A 16,769-nucleotide genomic window follows, 5' to 3' on the forward strand; every position below is an offset into this window, starting at 1 on the left:
GAAGTGCTTGCTGAGGCCGGGGGCGAGATGCCCGGCAGGTCCACCAGAGGGGGATTTGCATGCGCACTGAGAAGCGGGTCCGCACTTCCGTGGAAGCTGCGGTCGCGGAGGTCGCGGAGGTCGCGGCCGCGGTGGCGGACGAAGCCGTGGCTGACGGGGCGTACGAGGACGGGATCTACGACATCTTCCGGGTGACCTGCCCGGACTGCGGGCAGCCGATCGCCCTGCTCGCCGAGGAGGAGCGGCTTCCCGAGCACGCGCTGTGCGCCTCACCGTGGGACCCCTTCGGGCTGACGGTCTGCCAGGGATCCGGCCGGGCCGCTCGTGAGGCGGCCGCCGTCGACGGAGACACCCATCAGGAGCACGGTCTGACGGCGCTGCTGACCCTGCCGGAAGGGCTGGACTGGCGGATGCAGCCGTTCTCGCACGCGGGCGGCCCGCGCACGAGGCCGCTGCTGAGCGGGGCGTGACCGCAGGCTGTCTTCTCTGGCCTCGCCTCGCGGATGCCTGCCGGCCGTCCCGCAGGTGGATCCGGCGCCTTCGCTGGGCACCCGTACCGCCTCTGAAGGCGACAGCCGAGTGAGGCCCCAATGGCACAGACACAGACCAGGCCGGAAGCGAAGCCCGCGCGGCGGTCCGGGGACCGGGCGACGGTACGGGCACTGCTGGAGACGCACGGCCAGACGTACGCCGAGCAGGCGGGTATCACCCTTCGGGACACACCGTCGCCGCTGTACCGGCTGCTGGTGCTCTCCCTGCTGCTCTCCGCCCGCATCCGGGCCGACATCGCCGTCGCCGCGTCGCGGGCCCTGTCGGACGCGGGGTTGAAGGACGCCCGGCGGATGGCGGATGCGACCTGGCAGCAGCGCGTCGACGCCCTCGGCGTGGGCGGCTACCGGCGCTACGACGAGCGCACCTCCACGCAGCTGGGGGACGGCGCGGAGCTGCTGCTGCAGGAGTTCAAGGGCGACCTGCGCCGCATGCGGGAGGACCCGCGGACCGCGGAGCGCCTGCGGGAGGTGCCGGGCATCGGGCCGACGGGCATCGACATCTTCCTGCGGGAGGCACAGGAGGTGTGGCCCGAGTACGGGCCGTACTTCGACGCGAAGGCGCAGCAGGGCGCGGAGCGGCTGGGACTGCCCACGTCGCCCGGGAAGCTGGACAAGCTCGTCGCCGAGCGTGACCGGGCGCGGTTCGCGGCGGCGCTGGTGCGTGCGGCGCTCGACAAGAAGGTGGTCGAGGACGTACGGGAAGCGGCGTAGCCGGCACGGCGCCGGTGGCCCCTCCCCGGCCCCGCAGCTGCGGGGCCGGGGCGAGGGCCTGATGGAGTCGTGGCGGCGCGGCGGCTCCGGGTGACCGGGCCTACCGGTCGCTCTCCGGGCCCGTGAGCCCGCGGGCGATCACCATCCGCTGGATCTGGTTGGTGCCCTCGACGATCTGCAGGACCTTGGCCTCGCGCATGTAGCGCTCGACGGGGAAGTCGGCGGTGTAGCCGTAGCCGCCGAGGAGCTGCACCGCGTCCGTGGTCACACGCATCGCGGCGTCGGTGCAGAAGAGCTTCGCCATGGCGGCTTCCCGGCCGAACGGAAGCCCCGCGTCCCGCAGCCGTGCCGCGCTCAGGTAGAGGGCACGCCCGGCCTCGATCTGCGTGGCCATGTCGGCGATCATGAAACGCAGACCCTGGAAGTCGGCGATCGGCCGTCCGAACTGCTCCCGGCCGAGCATGTACGCGAGTGCCTCGTCGAGCGCGGCCTGTGCGACGCCGACGGCGCACGCGGCGATGCCCAGCCGCCCGGATTCCAGGGCGGACAGCGCGACGGTCAGGCCCTGGCCCTCCTCGCCGATGCGGCGTGCGTCGCCGACCCGTACACCGTCGAAGTGGACCTGGGCGGTGGGCGATCCGTTCAGTCCCATCTTGCGCTCCGGCGCCGCCGCGGTGAGTCCCGCCGCCTCGCCGGGCACCAGGAACGCCGTGATGCCACGCGGCCCGTCGGAACCCGTACGGGCGAGGACGGTGTAGAAGTCGGCGATCCCGCCATGGGTGATCCACGCCTTGGTGCCCTCCAGGACCCACTCGTCCCCGTCGGCCGTGGCGCGGGTGCGCAGGGACGCGGCGTCGGATCCGGAGGAGGGTTCGGAGAGGCAGTACGCGCCGAGCGCGCCGCCGCCGAGCATGGCGGGGAGGTGGTCGGCCCGCTGCTGTTTGCTGCCGAAGACGGCGAGCGCGTGGCAGGCGAGCGTGTGAACGCTTGTGCCGAGGCCGACGGTCAGGCGGGCGGCCGCCAGCTCTTCGAGCACCTGGAGGTAGACCTCGTACGGCTGGTCGCCGCCACCGAACTCCTCGGAGTACGGGAGTCCCAGCAGGCCCGATTCGGACAGCAATGTGAAGATCTCACGCGGGAAGCGCCCGGAGGCCTCCTCGTCGTCCGCGTGGGGGCGGATCTCGCGCTGGGCCAGTTCGCGCACGAGGGCCAGCAGATCGCGGGCCTCCTGCGTGGGCAGTCGGCGCTGGACGGGCTGCGGTCCGTACTGGGGCATCACGACGCTCTCCTCCTGTTCGGGGGCTGCGGCGGCGGACCGGGGTGTGGCGGCGCCGCCGTATCAGGCCCGTGGCCGGAACCGGGACCTGTGCGAGGCCGCTTCGCCGATGGCGCCGCGCCGGGTTGCGACGGCGGCTGACCAGGGGTTGCGGCGAAAAAAGTATGCCCGATCGCGGGCATCACGTCACCGGCGGGCCGGGGCACGGGGCGGTGTGCGGGCGGCGGACCGGGATCCAGATTGGTTCAAACCATTGACTCAATGGTCTAGTCCTTCTAGATTCCGGCTGGAATCTTCCCCCGCACTTGTGGCGGATCACCCCCCATCGCGCACGCAGGGATGACCGGATCGTCTCCCCCATCTCCCCCCAACTCCCTTGAGGAGAGCTATGACCGGACCATTCGCACGACGTCGCAGAACTTCCTCGCCGGCTCCCGGGCGCCGTACCCGGCGCCGGCTCCTCGTCTTCGCTGCCGCGGCATGCGCGGCCGTCCTCGCCGCCACGCTCCCGGGCGCCGGAGCGGCCGCGGCTCCGCCGCCCGGCGCACAGGCCGCCGGAGCGGACCAGCAGCGGGCTGCCGACGGCAAGCTGGTGGGCTACTTCGCCAACTGGGACGTCTACCAGCGCAATTACCACGTCAAGGACATCGAGTCCTCCGGCTCCGCCGCCGAACTCACGCACATCAACTACGCGTTCGGCAATGTGCAGGGCGGCAAGTGCACGGTGGGCGACGCGTTCGCCGACTACGAGAAGGCGTACACAGCCGAACAGAGCGTCGACGGAAAGGCCGACGCCTGGGACCAGCCGCTGCGCGGCAACTTCAACCAGCTGCTCAAACTCAAGGAGAAGCACCCGGAGTTGAAGGTGCTGTGGTCCTTCGGCGGCTGGACCTGGTCGGGCGGATTCGCCGAAGCGGCCAAGAACCCGGCGGCGTTCGCCGAGTCCTGTCACGCGCTCCTCAACGACGAGCGCTGGGCCGGGCTCTTCGACGGCATCGACATCGACTGGGAGTACCCCAACGCCTGCGGACTGACGTGCGACGAGAGCGGTCCGCAGGCCTTCACGGAGGTGATGAAGGCGCTCCGCGCGAAGTTCGGCGGCGAGAAGCTGGTGACGGCCGCCATCACCGCCGACGCCTCGGACGGCGGCAAACTGGAGGCGGCGGACTACAAGGGCGCCGCGCAGTACGTCGACTGGTATCTGCCCATGACCTACGACTACTTCGGCGCCTGGGACGCCCAGGGGCCCACCGCTCCGCACTCGCCACTCACCGCGTACGACGGCATCCCCAAGGACGGCTTCAACACCACGGCCACCGTCGAGAAGCTGACCGGCATGGGTGTGCCGGCGAGCAAGCTGCTGCTCGGGCTCGGCTTCTACGGGCGCGGCTGGAACGGCGTGAGCCAGGCGGAGCCGGGCGGCACCGCGACGGGCCCGGCGCCCGGGACGTACGAACAGGGCATCGAGGACTACGAAGTGCTCAAGAGCCGCTGCCCCTCCACCGGCACCGTCGCGGGCACCGCGTACGCGCACTGCGGCAGCCAGTGGTGGAGCTACGACACCCCGGAGACCATCGGCAGCAAGAGCGACTGGGCGACGCAGCAGGGCCTCGGCGGTTTCTTCGTCTGGGAGTTGAGCGGTGACACTCCTGACGGCGAACTGATCAAGGCCGTCCGCTAGCCGTCCGCATCCCTGGTCCGCGACCGTCACCGTCTCGCGCCCCGTGGGCCTCACGGGGCGCGAGGCGTTGTCAGTGGCCGGTGCAAGACTCGCGCGCATGACGGATGACCCGGGCACGGCCGTGCGGTGGGCGTTGGCCGAGTGCGAGGACGGGCGTGCCCGGGTCTGCCCGCTGGACGGGCGCGGGATGCCCGCGGGTGCCGTGCGTACGGAGGAGTCCGCGGTGGCGGCGGTGCGCGCGCGGCCCGGGGTGGGCCGGTGGGTGTGGCGGTCGAGCGCGGCCGTGCACCCCCGGCTGACCGAGGCGGGTGTGCATGTGGAGCGGTGTTACGACGTGGAGGCGGCCGAGGCGCTGCTGCTGGGTCATGAGGGGCGGGCCGGTGCCCCGCGGTCGCTGGCGGCGGCGTGGGCGCGCCTGCACGGGCTGCCGGTGCCGCAGGATCCTCCCCCTGCCACGCGGGGGGCGGAGGAGGAGCCGTCGCTCTTCGACGCGGGACCCGCCCCGCTGCCGGAGGGCGTAGGGCCGATGACGGCGCTGCTGGAGGTGTACGCCGCGCAGCTGGAGCGTACGGAGGCGGCCGAACACCCGGAGCGGATGCGGCTGTTGCTGGCCGGTGAGTCGGCGGGGACGCTCGTCGCGGTGGAGATGGGGCGTGCGGGCGTGCCCTGGCGGGCGGATGTGCACCGTGAGCTGCTGGACGAGCTGCTCGGCGAGCGGTACGGGGGCGGCGGGCTGCCGAGGCGGCTCGCCGAGCTGGAGGAGGAGATTTCGGCGGCGTTCGGGCCGGGCGTGCGGGTGCGTCCCGATCTGCCGGCGGACGTGCTGCGGGCGTTCGCGAAGGCGGGGGTGGTGCTGTCCTCGACGAGGGCGTGGGAGCTGCGCGGCGTCGATCATCCGGCGGTCGGGCCGCTGCTGCAGTACAAGAAGCTCTACCGGCTGTGGACGGCGCACGGCTGGTCGTGGCTGCGCTCCTGGGTCCGGGACGGCCGCTTCCGCGCGGAGTACATTCCGGGCGGTGCCGCGTCCGGCCGCTGGACCACCAACGGCGGCGGTGCGCTGCAGATCCCGAAGGTGGTGCGGCGGGCGGTCGTGGCCGATCCGGGCTGGCGGCTGGTCGTGGCCGACGCCGGGCAGATGGAGCCGCGGGTGCTTGCCGCGGTCTCGCGCGACCCGGGGCTGATGGCCGTCGCGGGCAGTGGTGAGGATCTGTACACGGCGCTGTCCCAGAAGGCGTTCGGAGGGGACCGCGCGCAGGCCAAGCTCGCGCTGCTGGGCGCGGTCTACGGGCAGACCAGCGGGGACGGGCTGCGGAACCTCGCCGCGCTGCGCAGGCGCTTCCCCCGCGCGGTCGCCTATGTGGACGAGGCGGCGAGAGCGGGCGAGGAGGGGCGGCTGGTGCGCACGCATCTGGGCCGTACCTGTCCGCCCGCCGGGTCCCCGGCCGGGGAGGACGGCGGGAGTACGGGGCCGGAGGCGGAGGCGGCCTGGGAGGGCGGCGACGGGACACCGCCCGCGGCGCTCGCCGGCACCGGCGCGGGCGGGGGTGCCGCGCGGGCCCGCGGCCGCTTCACGCGGAACTTCGTGGTGCAGGGCAGCGCTGCCGACTGGGCGGTGCTGATGCTGGCAGCGCTCCGTCAGGAGCTGGCGGGGTCGGCGGCGGAGCTGGTCTTCTTCCAGCATGACGAGGTGATCGTGCACTGTCCCGCGGAGGATGCGGAACGGGTCGCGGAGGCGGTCAGGGACGCGGGAGAGCGGGCGGGACGCGCCGCGTTCGGCGACACCCCGGTGCGGTTCGCCTTCAGCACGGCCGTCGTGGAGTGCTATGCCGAGGCCAAGTGACTTCCGGCGGTACTCCGTTGGTCACCGCCGGCTGAGGCAGCCCGCCGGCGGTCCGCTCGCGGGCGGTCCGCCCGACGGCCGCACTCTCCCTGCCGTGCCGGTCACCGCTCCAGCGCGGAGCGCAGCGTGGCCGCGACGGCTTCGGCCTCTTCCTCACTGCCGTAGCGGCTGCGCGGCCAGAAGAAGCCCCGCAGTCCGTCCTTGCGGTTGCGGGGGACGACGTGCACGTGGAAGTGCGGCACGGACTGGCTGACGCGGTTGTTCGCGGCGACGAACGAACCGGTGGCCTCCATACCCGTCTCCACGGCGGCGGTGACGCGCCGTACCTGCGTGAAGAACGGACCCACGTCCGCGGCGGGCAGGTCCGTGAGCGTCTCGTGGTGTCCGCGCGGGACGACGAGGGTGTGGCCGGGGAAGAGCGGCCGGGCGTCGAGGAAGGCCACCGCGTCCTCGTCGTCGAGGACGCGGTGGCTCTCGCGGCGGCCGGCGACGATGTCGCAGAAGATGCACTCCACTCCCCCAGTCAACAGCCTCCGCCCCGCCCGCGGCAGGAGCCCGGAGCAGGAGGAAGCGGTGAGGCAGGCAGGTCCCGTCACCCGGCGGCTGCGGGGCGGAAGGCCCCGCCCCGCAGCCGCCGTGTCGTCCCGAGCACACCGGAAACGGGAGCCCGCGTCCGCCGCCCTCCGGGCGGGACCGCTCAGGTGCCCATGTCGCAGCAGCCTTCCCGGCGCAGCTGCCGGCTCACGCGGCGCCAGTCGGCCACGATGCCGGCGGCCGCCGTCCCGGTGTCCTTCTCGCCCCCGCGTTCGGGGAAGGAGTCCGTCAGCTCGGAGGCTTCGAAGAGTTCACCACCGCGCAGCACCGACACCGTCCGTACGAGATCGTCGAAGTCCTTGAAGGGATCGCCGTCGACGAGGGTGAGGTCCGCGAGCTTGCCTTCCTCGACCGTGCCGAGGTCGTCCTCGGCGCCGAACACCCGGGCGGGCATCACCGTCGCGGTGCGCAGCGCCTCCGCAGGGGACAGGCCGCCCCGGTGCAGCGCGCGCAGCGCGAGGTGCAGGTGGAGGCCGACGGGTACGAGGGGCTGGTCGGTGCCGAGCGCTATGAGGCCGCCGCCGTCCAGCACCCGCCGGTAGACCGCCGTCTCCCGTGCCAGCGTGTCCAGTTGGGCACGCGTGGGCGGAGTGCCGGCGAGCTCTTCCACGGCGCCGGTGTCCCACGGCGGCATCAGCCGCGTCACCCGCGGATCGTCGGCGAGTGACGGGTCGGCGCCCAGCAGCGGCACGGCCGTGAACGGGGTGGCGACGAGGTGGAACCGGGCGCCCTGCGCGGTGTAGATCTCCTCGACGTCCTGGTGGGCGCGTCCGGTGGCCGTCGTCGCACGCCCGAACTCCAGGCGCTGCGTGGCCTGCAGATGGGTGGTCAGGTCGCCGCCGAGCTGTATGCCCGGCGTACACAGATGGCTGCCGGCGCGCACGCCCAGCCGCTCGTGGGCGAACTCCGCCGCCTCCGCCATGATCCAGCCGGGGGCTCGCACATAGGTCTTGACGAAGTCCCAGTCGAGCCCTTCCGCGCGCTCCAGTGAACGTCGCAGCCCGGCACGGGTGCGGTGGGGGCGGCCCATGCTGTACGCGACGCGCGCCCCGTCGAGGAGTTCGCCGGTGGTCAGCAGCCGCGGTCCGGCGAGGGCGCCGCCCGCGACGGCTTCGCGGATGCGGGCCTGCTCGTAGGCGAAACCGCCGAGGGACACGGCGGTGGTGATTCCGTAGGCGAGCTGTGTGGCGGTCTGACGCCCGCCGTAGGTGCTCTGCCAGGGGTGGGTGTGCGAGTCCCACAGGCCGGGGAGGACCGTCAGCCCGGACGCGTCGATGTGCCGGGCCGCGGCCCGTCCCGCGCGGTGCGGGAGTACGGCCCGGATGCGTCCACCGCGCACCACGATGTCGACGTCCTCACGGGTCTCTCCGTCCGTGCCGTCCCAGAGCTGCCCTGTCCGTACGACGGTGTCTCGGGCCCGCGGCGGCCGGTGCCGCAGCCGGACCGGAACCGTGCGTGCCGCTCCGCTGCGGACGTCGAGGAGGCGCAGCCTTCCTGCCGACAGATACAGCAGCGTGCGCGAATCGGCCGACCAGGAAGGGTGGTCGGCGCTCTCGTCCGTGATGCGGCGCGGCTCGCCGCGGGGGGTGCCGTCGGGACGTACGGGCAGCAGCCACAGCGCTGACTCGCTGATGACGGCGAGATGCGCGCCGTCCGGGGACCAGACAGGGCCGCCGTCGTAGCGCTCGGAGAGCGAGGCGTGCGGGGCCAGTGGGTACAGCCGGTCGTCGCCGCTGCGGACGTCGACGATGCGGATGAGGTTGTAGCCCTCGCGGAAGCGCTGGTTGAGGCGGTTGCGGTCGCAGACCGCGAGGTAGCGGCCGTCGGGCGACCAGCTTGGTCTGCCCGGCAGCCCCGCGGCGCCGAGCGGCTCGGCCAGGACGCGTTCGCTCTCCTCACCTAGATCGCGAACGACGAGGTTGCCCGTCATGTCGAGGCAGGCGAGGCGGGACCCGTCCGGTGAGAGGACGGGGAAGACTCGGCCCCCGCGTGAGAGGACCGTCTCCTCACCGGTGCGCAGATCCCGGCAGCGGGCGGCGAGGAGTCCGTCGCGGTCGTCGGAGTAGACGAGTCCGTGTCCGTCGGGCGTCCACGTGGGCGCGAGCGGAAAGCGGGTGGGAGCGCCCTCGATGACCTTGCGGGGGCGTGACTGGCCCGAAGTCCGCCCGACCCAGATCGAGTTGAGTGCCGCGAAGGCCACCTGAGAGCCGTCGGGCGAGAGGGCCGGGAGGTGAAGCGCCCGTACGGTCCCGCTGCTGCCGCCCTGTCCTGCGAAGTAGTCCTTGACGCGGTACCGAGGGCGTTCGACGGGCAACGAGGCCGCGAGGGGGATGCGTTCGGCGTTCTCCGGGTCGGCGGTCCGTACGATGCTGAACTGCCCGTCGACGGTGAGCAGCAGCTCCCCGGCGGAGACCCAGCGGGGCGGCACGGGCAGCACCTCGCCCTCCACGGCGAGCACTTCGCCGTCGACGAGCAGCGTGCATGAGGCCTCAGGCGAGGGCGTGGTCCGCAGATGCGCGAGCCTGCCCGTGGGCGAGACGGCAGGCGTCATCACGTCGGCCTCGGCGTTCTCGGTGTGCTCCGTACGCACCGCTCCTCCGCCGTCGGCGCGTACGGACGCGATGGTGCGGCTGCGCAGCACCGGCCCGTTCTCGCCCTCCGCCGGGGTGCCGCGCACGAACAGCACGCGTTTCCCGTCCGGGGACCAGGCCGGGTCGAAGTCCTCCCAGGCGCCGTCCTGATGCGGTCCGTCCTGGCCGGGCAGGCCCGTGAGCCGGGTGAGTTCGCCGGTTCGTACGTCGAGGAGCCAGATGCGGTACGGGCTGCCGGTGACCGCGTCGCCGCCGCGCTCGGAGGAGAAGGCGATGCGGGTGCCGTTCGGGGACCAGGCGGGGCCGCGGTCGTCCCATGGGCCGTCGGTGCGCTGCCGGAGTCCGGAGCCGTCGGGGCGCAGCGTCCACAGGTGGAATCCGCCGCCGCGGTAGGCGCAGACGGCCAGTTGCTTGCCGTCGGGTGAGAACTCGGGCCGGGTGGGCTCGAGTTCGGGGTCGGTCAGCGGTACGGCAGGTCCGCCTCCGCGGGGCACGGACCACAGGATGTTCTGCACTTCCGCGACGAGGCGGTCGCCGCCGGGGGCGAGGGTCGCGGCGCCGTTGGTGGCTGCGGTGAAGGAGAGCGTGATGCGGGAAGGGCCGCCGGCCGGCGCGGCTGCGGTTGCGGGGGCGGGGGCGGCGGCGACTGCGGTGCCCGCAGTGCCCACGACCGTTCCCGCCGCTCCGGCGGTGGCGGCGCCCGCGGCGGTCGTGGCCAGGAAGCGGCGGCGGGAGAGCCGCGCGGCGCGGGACAGCGGGCTGCGGCTGCCGGGGCGAGCGGCGGCGTCCGCCGGTCCGGAGGCGTCAGTCGGCTCGGAGGCGTCAGCCTGCTCGGAAGCGTCCCCCGGCCCGGAAGCGGTCGGCAGTCCGAGCGTGGCCCAGGCTTCAGGTGGGGTGGGGTCGCCGACGGGGTCTGTGGGGGTCATCGGTCCTCCCGGGGCACCGGTCTCGCGTGAGAACGCAGTGGGCAGGGGTGAAGGCAAGTGTCCGCGTGCGGAAGGGCACCGGCGGTGTCCAGGACAGGAGTACTGGTCAACATCGCGCCAGTGTAGGGGCGTTGGGAAACTTGACCCCGGGCTCGCCACCGCTGCGAAGCGTCACGTGGGGGCTTCGAGCCCGTCTCCGGGGAGGTCCAGCAGGGCACAGAGCTTCCGCGCGGCAGGACTGGCGGCGTCTCCGGCCGGGCGCGCGACGGACACCTCCCACAGGGGCTGCGGTCCCTCCGTCAGCGGCAGGGCACACAGCCCGGCGGCCTGCGGTTTGCGCGCGAAGTGCCGGGGGACGACGGCGACTCCGAGCCCCTGCTCCACCAGCTCGATGAGGCTGTGCACGTCGTTGACCTCAAGCGCGACCTGCCGTTCCATACCGGCGCCTGCGAAGGCACGGTCGGTCAGCTGGCGCACGCCCCAGTCGGGTTGGAAGTCCACGAGTGCCTCGCCCTTCAGCTCCGCCCAGCGTGCCCCTTCTCCCCCGGCGAGCGCGTGCCCGGGATGGCAGAGCAGGACGAGCGGCTCCTCGGTGAGCGGCGTGAGGCTCACGCCGTGCGGCGGCGGCCCGCACAGCGCGACGAAGGCGAGGTCGAGGCTGCCGGAGCCGACGGCCTCGGCCAGCAGACCCGACCCGGCCTGCCGCAGCCTGACCTCCACCCGGGGGTGCTCCGTACGGAAGCGGGCCAACAGGCGCGGTACGTCCACGCCCGCGATGCACTGCTCGGTGCCGACGGCGAGGGTGCCGCGCAGCAGCCCCTGCGCTGCGGCGACGGCCTCCTTCGCGGCGCGGACGCTCGCCAGCGTCCGGGTCGCCTCGGCGAGCAGCGCCCGGCCGGGGCCGGTCAGCTCGACGCTGCGGGTGGTGCGTACGAACAGCTTGGCGCCCAGCTCCCGCTCCAGCGCGCGCACGGATGCCGACAGCCCGGACTGGGAGACCAGCAGCCGCTCGGCGGCGCGGGTGAAGTGCCGTTCCTCGGCGACGGTGACGAAGTATTCAAGGTGCCGTAGTTCCACGATTGAGAAGCTTAGTCGCTGAATCCGTTCGCTTTCTTCTATTGGACGCCTCGCCTGCGGCGGGCGAGGCTGGAGAGGTCCACCGCCGCGAGGAGGAGCGAAGGCATGCGGACCACCACACTCGGAGCCACCGGCCTGCGGGTCTCCCGTATCGCATACGGCACCTGGCAACTGGGCGGCGACTGGGGCCCGTTCGACGAGGACGCCGCGACCGCCGCCATCCGGCGCGCCCGTGAGCTGGGCGTCAACTTCTTCGACACGGCGCAGGCCTACGGCTTCGGCGCCTCGGAGCGCCTGCTGGGCAGGGCACTGCGCGAGGACCTCGACCGCGATCGCGACAGCGTGGTGATCGCCACCAAGGGCGGCGTGCGTCCCGACGGCGGCGGCCGGGACGCCTCGGCCGCCTTCCTGCGCGAGGGCGTGGAGCAGAGCCTGCGGGCGCTGGACGTGGAGACCATCGACCTGTATCAGGTGCACTGGCCGGATCCGAGGACTCCGGCAGCCGAGACCGCGGGCGCGCTCCAGGAGATGGCCGACGAGGGCAAGCTGCGCCACGTCGGCGTCTCCAACTACGACGCCGGACAGATGGCCGAGTTCGCCGCCGTGCGTCCCGTGGAGACGCTCCAGCCGCCGTACCACCTCTTCCGGCGCGGCATCGAGGCGGAGATCCTGCCGTACGCGCGGGAGCACGGGATCGGCGTCCTCGCCTACAGTCCGCTCGCCAGCGGGCTGCTGACCGGCCGCTTCGACGAGAACACCCGATTCGACCGGGACGACTGGCGCAGCAAGGCGACGGCCTTCACCGGCGACGCACTTCGGCAGAACCTCGAAGTGGTGCGCCGCCTGTCGGACTTCGCGCAGGTACGAGGCCACAGCGTCGGCGAACTGGCGATCGCATGGGTGCTGGCGCACGTGGACGTCGCGCTGGTGGGCGCGCGCAGCAGCGCGAGCATCGAATCGAGCGCCGCCGCCGCGGACATCACCCTCAGCGACGACGAACTGGCCGAGATCGAAAGCATCGCTTCGGACGGCGTACAGATCGAGGGCGCCAGCCCTGAGGGTGTCGCCTGAGCCGGTGACCGGTTCAGGTCCAGGTCCGGTTCCCGGTCCCGGTCCCGGCCCCGGTTCCGGTCCCGTCTGTTCCCCCGGTCGTCGTCGGCCCGGCCGCCCTTGACCGTTCCGCCGACGGCAGCATCCGCAACCCCGATGAGGAGACACACCCGTGTACGAAGCCGACGCCGGCCGCTACGAGACGATGCCCTACCGCCGTACGGGCCGCAGCGGCCTCCGCCTGCCCGCGATATCGCTGGGCCTGTGGCACAACTTCGGCACCGACCGCCCGCTGGAGCGCCAACAGGCCATCGTCCGCCGCGCCCTCGACCTGGGCGTCACCCACTTCGACCTGGCGAACAACTACGGCCCGCCACCCGGCGCCGCTGAGACGGCCTTCGGCCGGATCGTCCGGCAGGACCTGCGCCCCTACCGGGACGAGATCGTCGTCTCGACCAAGGCGGGGCATCTCATGTGGCCCGGTCCGTACGGGGAATGGGGCTCCCGCAAGAGCCTCCTGGCCTCACTGGACCAGAGCCTCGGACGTTTGGGCCTCGACCACGTCGACATCTTCTACTCGCACCGGCCGGACCCGGACACCCCGCTGGAGGAGACGATGGGAGCGCTGCACTCCGCGGTGCAGCAGGGCAAGGCGCTCTACGCCGGCATCTCCAACTACTCGTCCGAGCAGACCCGGCAGGCCGCCGGCATCCTGCGGGAACTGGGCACGCCCCCCCTCATCCACCAGCCGCGCTACTCCATGCTCGACCGGGCTCCGGAAGCGGGCCTGCTGGAGACACTGACGGAGCTGGGCGCCGGCTGCATCGTCTTCTCACCGCTGGCGCAGGGGCTGCTCTCCAGCCGCTACCTCGACGGCGTGCCCGAGGGCTCTCGTGCGGCGGGGGCGAGCCCGTTCCTCAGCAGCGACCAGATCACAGGCGAGACCGTCGGCATGCTCCGCGGGCTGAACGAACTGGCCCGGGAGCGCGGGCAGTCGCTGGCGCAGATGGCGCTGGCCTGGGTGCTGCGCGACAGCGTCACGTCGGCTCTCGTCGGCGCGAGCAGCCCTGAGCAGCTCGCGGACAGCGTCGCCGCGAGCGAGCGGCTCGGCTTCGGGGACGACGAACTGGCACGCATCGAGGAGCTGTTGGCGCAGGGGCCGTCACTCGGCTGAGCCGGGGGGACGGCCCGACGTGGCCAACGTGGCCGACATGGCCGACATGGCCCGACGTCCCCGCACCGGGCCGCCTGCCGGGTGAGGGGACGGGCCGAGGCGCGGCGGCACGCAACGCCGCCCGGAATCAGGTCAGTTGAAGGTGTCGGGATCGGGCCCGACACGTGCGCCGGTCTCCAGAGTCTCCACGGCGGCCATGTCCTCCGCGTCCAGTTCGAAGCCGAAGACGTCGAGGTTCTCCCGGATGCGCGACGGAGTCGCCGACTTGGGGATCACGATGTTTCCCAGCTCGAGGTGCCACCGCAGCACGACCTGCGCCGGGGTCCTGCCGTGCTTCTCGGCGATCGCGGTGACCGCCGGGTCCTCCAGGACGCCGTTGCCGCGGCCGAGCGGCGACCAGGCTTCGGTTGCGGTGCCCAGCCCTGCGTCGAAGGCGCGCAACTCCTGCTGCTGGAGGCGCGGATGGAGCTCGATCTGGTTGACGGCGGGGACGATGTCCGTTTCTTCCGTCAGTCGGCGCAGATGTGCGGGGTGGAAGTTGGAGACGCCGATCGCACGGGCCCGTCCCTCGGCATACACCTTCTCCAGGGCCCGCCAGGTCTCCACGTACAGATCCCGTGCGGGCAGCGGCCAGTGGACGAGGTAGAGGTCGACGTGGTCCAGGCCCAGCTTCGCCAGGGACGTGTCGAAGGCCCGCAGCGCGGCGTCGTGACCCTGGTCGGTGTTCCAGAGCTTGGTCGTCACGAAGAGCTCTTCGCGCGGGATGCCCGAGGCGGCGAGCGCCCGGCCGGTCCCGGCCTCGTTGCGGTAGAGGGCGGCTGTGTCGATGCTGCGGTAGCCGGCTTCCAGGGCGGAGGCGACCACGCGCTGCGTCTCGTCCTCCGGCACCTGGTAGACGCCGAAGCCGAGCTGCGGCATGCGGATTCCGTTGTTGAGGGTGACTTCCGGGACTGTGCTCACGTGGCGTTCCTCGGTTCCTCGGCGCGGTGCTTGTGGATCGCGGTGGATCACGATGCGCCGGTGCGGATCGTACGGACGGATCCAACCCTAAGGAAGCAGGGGTTCCGCTTGGAGACGGCGGCGCGGGCACCGCCCGCTACGGCCCGGCCAGGGAGAGCACGTGCTCCGCCACCGTCTCCAGCAGGCGCTCGTCCTCCTCCTGCGGCCGCATCGAGGCCGGTTCACCCTGGTAGGTGTCGAAGAGGACGTGCGTGGCGCCGAGTTCCGCGAGGCCGTCCAGGTCCCGCCGTATCTGGTCGAGGGTTCCCTGTCCCACCAGGCGCGTCTCCTCCTCCAGTGCCGAGTCGGTCAGCCTCAGCGGCAGCCGCGGAGCGAACTGCGGTACGGGCCTGCCCTCCTCCTCGGCGATTCGGCGCAGCGTGGGGAGCCCTTCGTCACGGAGGAACCGCATCCGCTGATTGAGGGGGTGCCACGCGTCGCCGTACCTGACGGTGCGCCGAAGCGCCGCCTTACTGGCACCACCGATCCACACGGGCGGCACGCGTACGGGCAGCGGTCCCGTGGAGACGTCGTCGAAGGAGACGAACTCGCCGTGGTGCGAGATCTTCTCGTGCCGCCACGCCCTGGTGACCACGGCCAGATACTCGTCGGTGATCGCTCCGCGCCTCCTGAACTCCACGCCGAGCGAGCTGTATTCGGTCTCGCTCCAGCTCACTCCGACGCCGACGATGAGGCGCCCTCCGCTGAACCTGTCGATGTTCGCCGCCGTACGGGCGGTCAGCAGCGGGTGCCGGAAAGGCAGCACCGTGACGGTGGTGCCCAGCTCTATCCGCTCGGTGTGTCCGGCGAGCCAGGCCAGCGTCGTGAACGGGTCGTAGAACGGAGCCTCGTACTGCTGCGCCACCTCCTCGGTGACGGCGACGTGGTCGGAGATCATCGCGAAGTGGAAACCCCGCTCTTCGGCGTACCGCGCCCAGCGCAGCAGCGTGGCCGGTTCTGTGCCCGTGCCGAAGTTGAGGATGTTGACGCCGTAACGCACCCGAACTCTCCCGTTCTCCCGGCCCCGCCGTGAGGCGGACCGGCTCGCCGTACATCCGTGGCCCGGTGGCTTCTCCGCCCCCGCGCCGACGATATCGATCAGGCGGAGGCCGCCGCGCGGAGGGCAGGCATGCCCCGGCCTTCGCCGCGGACACGGGCTGCCGGCCGTCCAGTTGATCCGGGTGGCTCCATGCGCCCGCGCACGTCGCGGCGTTCCGCGCGATCCGGAGGAAGAAGCCGATGAGTACGAACGTCAGAGTCGGCGGCACCCAGGTGCCGGTGGCCGAGCGGAAGCAACCGTCCACCCGGTCGCCGGCCCGGCCGGTGGTCCCCCGTCCCCCAGTCCACCGGCCGGTCCGGCCGCAATCGCCTCACCGAGGCGGGGTGCCGCTCATCCGTGGACCCCCCTTGCAATCGTCGCGCCGAAGCGGCGACTTCAGATCACCCACGGACGGGCAGGCAGCCCAGAGAACGGCCGTTCTCTGCCGTGCAGAGTAGTCTGAAGAACGGTGGTTCTCAAGTGTGACGGGGACGGGGACGGGACGGGGATGGAGACCGAAGTCAGTGTCGAGACGCGTGTGCTGGACGCCGCTGACGCGCTGTTCTATGCGCAAGGTGTCCAGGCCGTGGGGATGGACCGTATCCGCGACGCCTCCGGCGTTCCCCTCAAACGCCTCTACCAGGCCTTCCCTTCCAAGGGCGCTCTTGTGGAGGCGTATCTGCGGCGCCGGGACAAGACCGCACGCGGGTCCCTGGAGGAGCATGCGGACGGCCTCGCCTCGCCGGAGGAGAAGATCCTCGGGACCTTCGAATGGCTGCACACCGTGGTCAGCGAGCCCGGCTTCCGGGGCTGCGCGTTCAACAACGCCTTCGGTGAACTGGGTTCGCACTCGGCCGCCGTCAGGGCCATCGTGCAAGGCCACAAGGCCGCCCTGCGGCGCTTCTTCGCGGGGCTGGTCCGCGACGTAAAGGCCCCCGACCCCGAGAGCCTGACGACTCAGCTCCTCGTCCTCTTCGACGGAGCGATCACCGTCGCCGCGGTCACCGACACTCCCGCACCCGCGCTGCGGGCCCGCGACGCGGCCGCGGCGCTGCTCGCCGCAGGCGACCGGGAGGAGCCGGCGCTGCGCGGGTCCAACGGCCCCGCGCGGAAGGCTGACCCCCGTAAGCGGGGCTGACCCGGCGCGCACCGCCGCCGTATCGTCGGCGGAAGCGCCGGGCGGTGGGTCGGCGGCTCCGGCGCCGTGCCGCGTGGCGGGGCTGCCGCTGCGGGGTCATGGGCCGGCTCCCGCTGGGCACG

Annotated in this window: 13 protein-coding genes and 1 pseudogene; 7 read left to right on the forward strand and 7 right to left on the reverse strand. The window is 72.5% G+C overall.

Annotated elements, in window-relative coordinates; all coding sequences use genetic code 11:
* Window positions 1-59: 59 nt before the first annotated feature.
* Entirely contained in the window at window positions 60-470 is a 411-nt protein-coding gene (locus tag ACSMXX_RS00255; protein WP_473181972.1) for a hypothetical protein, read from the forward strand.
* A 120-nt stretch (window positions 471-590) separates the two neighbouring features.
* A complete protein-coding gene (locus tag ACSMXX_RS00260) occupies window positions 591-1,262 on the forward strand; it encodes an endonuclease (RefSeq protein WP_473181973.1) in 672 nt (223 codons plus the stop codon).
* A gap of 100 nt (window positions 1,263-1,362) precedes the next feature.
* Here ACSMXX_RS00260 and ACSMXX_RS00265 read toward each other — a convergent pair whose 3' ends face one another.
* Complete coding sequence (locus tag ACSMXX_RS00265) at window positions 1,363-2,538, reverse strand: acyl-CoA dehydrogenase family protein (RefSeq protein WP_473181974.1); 1,176 nt, start codon at window positions 2,536-2,538, stop codon at window positions 1,363-1,365.
* 388 nt (window positions 2,539-2,926) lie between these two features.
* Here ACSMXX_RS00265 and ACSMXX_RS00270 point away from each other — a divergent pair, with 388 nt between their 5' ends.
* Both ACSMXX_RS00270 and ACSMXX_RS00275 read left to right on the forward strand, forming a co-directional pair.
* A complete protein-coding gene (locus ACSMXX_RS00270) occupies window positions 2,927-4,219 on the forward strand; it encodes a glycoside hydrolase family 18 protein (protein ID WP_473181975.1) in 1,293 nt (430 codons plus the stop codon).
* Window positions 4,220-4,316: 97 nt separating this feature from the next.
* Window positions 4,317-6,059: a bifunctional 3'-5' exonuclease/DNA polymerase gene (locus ACSMXX_RS00275; protein ID WP_473181976.1), complete on the forward strand. Its 1,743-nt coding sequence runs from the start codon at window positions 4,317-4,319 to the stop codon at window positions 6,057-6,059.
* Between the two features lie 101 nt (window positions 6,060-6,160).
* Here ACSMXX_RS00275 and ACSMXX_RS00280 read toward each other — a convergent pair whose 3' ends face one another.
* From ACSMXX_RS00280 to ACSMXX_RS00290, 3 genes are all read right to left on the reverse strand, one after another.
* Complete coding sequence (locus ACSMXX_RS00280; RefSeq protein WP_473181977.1) at window positions 6,161-6,574, reverse strand: HIT family protein; 414 nt, start codon at window positions 6,572-6,574, stop codon at window positions 6,161-6,163.
* Window positions 6,575-6,756: 182 nt separating this feature from the next.
* The gene (locus ACSMXX_RS00285; RefSeq protein ID WP_473181978.1) at window positions 6,757-10,170 is read right to left on the reverse strand and encodes an amidohydrolase family protein; all 3,414 of its coding nucleotides are present in this window, start codon (window positions 10,168-10,170) and stop codon (window positions 6,757-6,759) included.
* Window positions 10,171-10,341: 171 nt separating this feature from the next.
* Entirely contained in the window at window positions 10,342-11,247 is a 906-nt protein-coding gene (locus ACSMXX_RS00290) for a LysR family transcriptional regulator (RefSeq protein WP_473181979.1), read from the reverse strand.
* A 105-nt stretch (window positions 11,248-11,352) separates the two neighbouring features.
* Between ACSMXX_RS00290 and ACSMXX_RS00295 the strand changes: the two genes are divergently transcribed.
* Together ACSMXX_RS00295 and ACSMXX_RS00300 are read left to right on the forward strand one after the other, a co-directional pair.
* Entirely contained in the window at window positions 11,353-12,318 is a 966-nt protein-coding gene (locus ACSMXX_RS00295; protein ID WP_473181980.1) for an aldo/keto reductase, read from the forward strand.
* 151 nt (window positions 12,319-12,469) lie between these two features.
* Complete coding sequence (locus ACSMXX_RS00300) at window positions 12,470-13,471, forward strand: aldo/keto reductase (protein WP_473181981.1); 1,002 nt, start codon at window positions 12,470-12,472, stop codon at window positions 13,469-13,471.
* Between the two features lie 132 nt (window positions 13,472-13,603).
* Here the strand turns inward: ACSMXX_RS00300 and ACSMXX_RS00305 are convergent, their stop codons facing one another.
* The 3 genes and pseudogenes from ACSMXX_RS00305 to ACSMXX_RS00315 form a co-directional block, all read right to left on the reverse strand.
* Window positions 13,604-14,431, reverse strand: coding sequence for an aldo/keto reductase (locus tag ACSMXX_RS00305; protein ID WP_473181982.1), 828 nt, complete (start codon window positions 14,429-14,431; stop codon window positions 13,604-13,606).
* A gap of 136 nt (window positions 14,432-14,567) precedes the next feature.
* Complete coding sequence (locus tag ACSMXX_RS00310; RefSeq protein ID WP_473181983.1) at window positions 14,568-15,470, reverse strand: LLM class F420-dependent oxidoreductase; 903 nt, start codon at window positions 15,468-15,470, stop codon at window positions 14,568-14,570.
* A 142-nt stretch (window positions 15,471-15,612) separates the two neighbouring features.
* Window positions 15,613-15,774 (reverse strand): annotated as a pseudogene (locus ACSMXX_RS00315) (DUF817 family protein); the annotation flags it as partial.
* Window positions 15,775-16,017: 243 nt separating this feature from the next.
* Here ACSMXX_RS00315 and ACSMXX_RS00320 point away from each other — a divergent pair.
* Window positions 16,018-16,647, forward strand: a complete 630-nt coding sequence (locus tag ACSMXX_RS00320) for a TetR/AcrR family transcriptional regulator (protein ID WP_473181984.1) — start codon at window positions 16,018-16,020, stop codon at window positions 16,645-16,647.
* Window positions 16,648-16,769 lie beyond the last annotated feature (122 nt).

Source organism: Streptomyces sp. DSM 116795 (assembly GCF_055792905.1).

Excerpts from the sequence above, each read along its gene's own strand:
- ACSMXX_RS00255 (WP_473181972.1), top strand. The coding sequence starts at position 60 with ATGCGCACTGAGAAGCGGGTCCGCACTTCCGTGGAAGCTGCGGTCGCG.
- ACSMXX_RS00260 (WP_473181973.1), top strand. The coding sequence starts at position 591 with ATGGCACAGACACAGACCAGGCCGGAAGCGAAGCCCGCGCGGCGGTCC.
- ACSMXX_RS00265 (WP_473181974.1), bottom strand. The coding sequence starts at position 2,538 with ATGCCCCAGTACGGACCGCAGCCCGTCCAGCGCCGACTGCCCACGCAG.
- ACSMXX_RS00270 (WP_473181975.1), top strand. The coding sequence starts at position 2,927 with ATGACCGGACCATTCGCACGACGTCGCAGAACTTCCTCGCCGGCTCCC.
- ACSMXX_RS00275 (WP_473181976.1), top strand. The coding sequence starts at position 4,317 with ATGACGGATGACCCGGGCACGGCCGTGCGGTGGGCGTTGGCCGAGTGC.
- ACSMXX_RS00285 (WP_473181978.1), bottom strand. The coding sequence starts at position 10,170 with ATGACCCCCACAGACCCCGTCGGCGACCCCACCCCACCTGAAGCCTGG.
- ACSMXX_RS00295 (WP_473181980.1), top strand. The coding sequence starts at position 11,353 with ATGCGGACCACCACACTCGGAGCCACCGGCCTGCGGGTCTCCCGTATC.
- ACSMXX_RS00320 (WP_473181984.1), top strand. The coding sequence starts at position 16,018 with ATGGAGACCGAAGTCAGTGTCGAGACGCGTGTGCTGGACGCCGCTGAC.